At 48.9% G+C, this 4,418-nt stretch carries 4 protein-coding genes; 1 reads left to right on the top strand and 3 read right to left on the bottom strand.

Translation table 11 applies throughout. The features are described 5' to 3' along the window. The 3 genes from FJZ26_04450 to trxA form a co-directional block, all read right to left on the bottom strand. On the bottom strand, positions 1-940 hold a 940-nt coding region (locus FJZ26_04450; GenBank protein ID MBM3229654.1), incomplete at its 3' end, for a histidine--tRNA ligase. Positions 941-959: 19 nt separating this feature from the next. Continuing rightward, on the bottom strand, positions 960-1,859 hold the full coding sequence (locus FJZ26_04445) for a hypothetical protein (protein ID MBM3229653.1): 900 nt from the start codon (positions 1,857-1,859) through the stop codon (positions 960-962). Positions 1,860-1,914: 55 nt separating this feature from the next. Beyond that, complete coding sequence (gene trxA, locus FJZ26_04440) at positions 1,915-2,235, bottom strand: thioredoxin (GenBank protein MBM3229652.1); 321 nt, start codon at positions 2,233-2,235, stop codon at positions 1,915-1,917. A 771-nt stretch (positions 2,236-3,006) separates the two neighbouring features. Here trxA and FJZ26_04435 point away from each other — a divergent pair. Beyond that, a partial coding sequence (locus FJZ26_04435) for a DEAD/DEAH box helicase (protein MBM3229651.1) occupies positions 3,007-4,418 on the top strand: 1,412 nt, incomplete at its 3' end.

Genomic DNA, 4,418 nt, shown 5'->3' with positions numbered 1-4,418 from the left:
TAAGTGCGAACAATCGCTCAAAGCCAAGGGAGATGCCAACCGCCGGCTGTGCAGGGCCATAAGTGCCGACCAGATTGTCATACCTGCCTCCGCCAGCCACAGAGCCTATTTCCTTGCTTGCCGATATTTCAAACACTGCCCCGGTGTAGTATGCAAGGCCGCGCACAAGCGACATGTCAAGGACAGGGCTTATGCCAAACATCCTGCAGTATTCCAGAATTTGCTCCAGGTTGGAGATTGCCGTCTCAGAAAGGCCGAGTTTTTTTGCCTCCTTTAAAACTGCGGCATTCCCTTTAAGAGAAATGAAATCAAGCAGGCCTTGGGCGGCTTTTTTGTCTCCTGTGGCATCCTCCAGCAATTCTTGTATCTTGCCCATGTCAAGCTTTCCGATTTTGTCTATTGCTCTCATGACGCCGGTGCGTCTTTGTGCGTTTATGCCAAGCCTGTCAAAGTACGAATCAAGAAGTGCCCTTGAATTGAGGCGCATTTCAAAATTGGCAAACCCAAGCGCCTTGAGGCACTGTGCCGCGCAGGCGAGAAGCTCTGCCTCGCACTTTGGCGAGCTTGAGCCTATTGTGTCAATGTCAGACTGGATAAACTCCCTAAGCCTGCCTTTTTGCGGCTCTTCACGCCTCCACACCTTTGATATTGCATAGCGCTTGAAGGGAAGGGAAAACGAATTTGAGCCGCACACGCGTGCCAAGGGCACGGTCAGGTCATAGCGCAACCCAAGGTCGCTTTCCTGGATTCGAAAAATTTGTCCCTCTATTTCCTCGCCGCCTTGTTTTTGGAGTGTTGCAACCGTCTCTATTGCTGGCGTGTCAAGGGGCCTAAAGCCATAAGAGCGGAACACTGCCCTGATTTTGTCCAGAAGCGCCTCTCGCAGCTCCATCTGGGCTGGGAGATAATCGCGCATGCCTTTGGGGGTTGAATAGTCCATATCAATGCCTTTGGTTTGCCTAAGATTCTTTACCTAATATTCCGCCCCACTCGACAACCACAAAACCGGTTCTTTGGGGTTGCTGAATAAGAGGCTCAAGAATAGGTGCAGCATTTGAGTCTAATTTATTGAGAGGTTTAAAGAAAAAATTCAATCTAATCAGTTTGTCTGGTTTTGGCTCAACAATCAGGCGCATGTTTTTTGCGTAATAGTCCTCACTGAGAAGTTTTATCTCATAGTATCTGCTTTTTGGAAGCTTGGCAAGCCAATACTCCTTGAACTGTGATTTTTCCTTTTCATTCAGGCCAAGGACAGGAAGCTTTTCATCCAACCACGCATCAAGTTGCGAATATTCAACCAGCCAGCTCTCTTGGGGAAGCTCTAGTGAATTTTGTTGCGTTTCGTAAAACAGGTAATCGTACTTGCCTTCAATCAAGCCATCTTTGGAGGCGGACACGCTCCAGCCAAATTCTGGGTTATACTTTGGCTCGCTTGCAGTTATTTTTCCGTTCAGCTCAAGTTTCACTGAAATTTTTTTGCCTTGCAACTCTTGCGTTGTATACAAGTAGATTGCGGGCTTGTAAACCATGCAGCCTTTAATTGGGTCGCAAGGTTGATAGTTATCATCGCCATTTTTATTGTAGGTATAGTAGTCATAGGCAATGAGAACCCCGATGATAATCGCGCCGATTATTGCCAGCGCGAAAAGCACGGCAAGAATTTTTGCAAGCAAGCCCATGCCAGCCCATTTTTGACTTGCCTTGGAAAACAGGGAATCTTGCTTTGTGTTTGCGGCTTTTGTACTCGTTGTTTGTTTGCTTGTGGCTTGCGCGCTTGTGTTTGTTGCTTTTGTGATGGCGGTTTGTTTGTTCACTGTGTTTGTGTTTTTAGATTTTGGGAGATTGTTTTTCTTTGCCAATTACCTCACCCCTTGCATGCTGGTTTTCTTGTTGGTGTTTAAGTTTCTTGTTTGGCTACTTCGCCAATGTCTCCTCAATCCATTTTTTCATTGCATCTGCCTGTGCAGCCCCGGTGCGCTGTGCAATTGCCTTTCCATCCTTGAAAAGGATGATGGCCGGGATGCTCATGACGCCAAACGCGCCCGCGATTTCGCCTTCGTCATCCACGTTAAGCTTTGCAAACTTAAGCTTCCCTTTCATGGTCTCGGAAAGCGACTCGATTACCGGACCTAGCATCCTGCACGGGCCGCACCAGGGAGCCCAAAAATCAACAAGCACAAAGCCCTTTGAGCCCACCTCCTCCTTGAAATTCTGCGAGTTAAGTTCCATGACCATTATTATCACCCTCGAAAAACACTAGTCTAGACTAGAAAATGAATACTCGGCTGGGCGCAAAACAAAAAGCCCAGTTACTGCCTTGTCTTGATTTGATTTTGCTAATGCAGGTTTATAATTTTGATAGTTGATTTCAAGGCCGTAATGCCCTGGACTGCCATTATCTGTGTGCCTGCTCAGCTGTTTTCGCTGCTTGCCATGGGGGCATTTATAAGCAACTTTGACGATTGCCGAAGTTATGTTCGCAAGATTTATATAGGGGCAAAAGGCAAGAGGATACGGAAAAGGCGGCCACAAAAAGAAAGCAGAAAAATCGGAAAAATGCAAAGCAAGAGGACTTGTGCTGCCTTTCCGGAGTGAGTTGTATGGTGGATTGTTGTGGAATGCACCTGTGCAGCAAGTGCTCTATGCCAACATTGGTTTTTGGCATATTGTTTCTTGTGGCAAACTTCACAAACTACGTACCAGGCGGCCCGTGGACGGTTGCAGGAGTCTACATGCTGCTTTGGGGAATTATGAGCATGATGAAGTAGTTGCAGGCGCGGGGCGGAAAGGCGCCCCGATTTTTTTTATTCGGGCAATAGGTTTGTGTGCAAAGCCCGATTTGTGTGCTGGTATTAAAAACCCAGGTTCCGCATTTCAAGGCAGTAAGGAGTTAGCAATAAGGTTGCAGTCTCTTTTTTCACGTTCTTGCTTGAAGGCATAACGGCTTGGGAAAAAAGGACACATAAAACCTAAACCAAGCTAATTTCAGTACGGAGAGTAGATGATATGAGATTTGACGAGCTAAGGCTAGACGAGAGAATACAAAAAGCCCTGCAGCAGATGGGCTTTGAAAGTGCGACTGAAATCCAGGAGAAGGCCATCCCGCTTCTGCTTCAGGGAGAAGACATTGTAGGCCAGGCAAAAACAGGGACCGGAAAGACTGCGGCATTTGGCATACACATTCTTGAGCAGATTGCACAGTCAGCAGGAAATGAAGGCAGGCATGGGGCACATTTTGCCGGCACAGCAGGGCATTCACATGCTGCGCATGGAAAAGTGCAGGCAAGGGCAAAGCCAAGAAAGCCAGAAGCGCTTATACTTGCTCCAACGCGCGAGCTTGCGGTGCAGATAAAGGATGAGATTGCAAAAATAGGCAAGCTGCTGCCAATGCGCATGATTGCAGTTTATGGCGGGGTGTCAATAGAGCCTCAAATAGGGGCTCTCCAGCAAGGGGTAAACATAGTCGTAGGAACCCCGGGGCGGATTTTGGACCACATAGAAAGGCGCACCCTTGACTTGTCAGAAGCATCGGTTGTTGTGCTTGACGAGGCAGACAGGATGCTTGACATGGGTTTTATTGAGGATATTGAAAAAATACTCGGGCAGACGCCGCACTCGCGACAGACCCTCCTTTTTTCAGCAACAATGCCGCCAGAAATACTTGGCATTGCAAAAAGGTACATGAAAAACCCGGTGCACCTTAATGTAAGCGAGGATGAGCTGGTGGTGGACAAAATCGCCCAGGTGTGCGTTGAGGTCACTAAAATGAACAAGCTCAACACGCTTCTTTCAGTACTCAAGGCAGAAAACCCCAAGCTTGCCCTTGTTTTCACAAGGACCAAGTTTGGCGCAGACAAGCTGATGACAATACTCCACGAGCGGGGGTTTGAGGCCCAGGCGCTTCACGGGGACATGTCGCAAAACAAGAGGGACAGGGCAATGGACGCATTCAAGCGCGGCCACGTGCATGTGCTTGTGGCAACCGACCTTGCCTCAAGGGGGCTTGACGTCAAGGGAATAACGCATGTCATAAACTACGACTTGCCAGAGGAAATAGAGACATATGTGCACAGGATTGGCAGGACTGGCAGGATGGAGGCGACAGGAAAGGCCATTTCTCTCCTTTTCCCAGACCAGCGCGATAGCCTAAGGCTGATTGAAAGGAAGACTGGGGCAAAAGTCACGCAGACAACTTATCCTCACATAGAAGTGCCACGGGTTAGGTCTGCCCAAGGCAGATTTGGCGGACGGGAAAGGGAAGGTTTTGGACAACGGCCCGGAAGATTCGGGGGCAGGCAGCAAGGCGACAGGCGACAGGCGCACAGGGGGTTTGGCGGGCAGGGAAGGGAAGGTTTTGGGCAGCGCCAGCACGGAAGGTTTGGGAACAGGCATTCTGGAGGGCACCCAAGTGCAGGGGG

It is taken from the genome of Candidatus Parvarchaeota archaeon (assembly GCA_016866895.1).
Lineage (GTDB): Archaea > Micrarchaeota > Micrarchaeia > Anstonellales > VGKX01 > VGKX01.
This window is presented reverse-complemented; position numbering and strand designations above follow the sequence as displayed.

Excerpts from the sequence above, each read along its gene's own strand:
- trxA (MBM3229652.1), bottom strand. The coding sequence starts at position 2,235 with ATGGTCATGGAACTTAACTCGCAGAATTTCAAGGAGGAGGTGGGCTCA.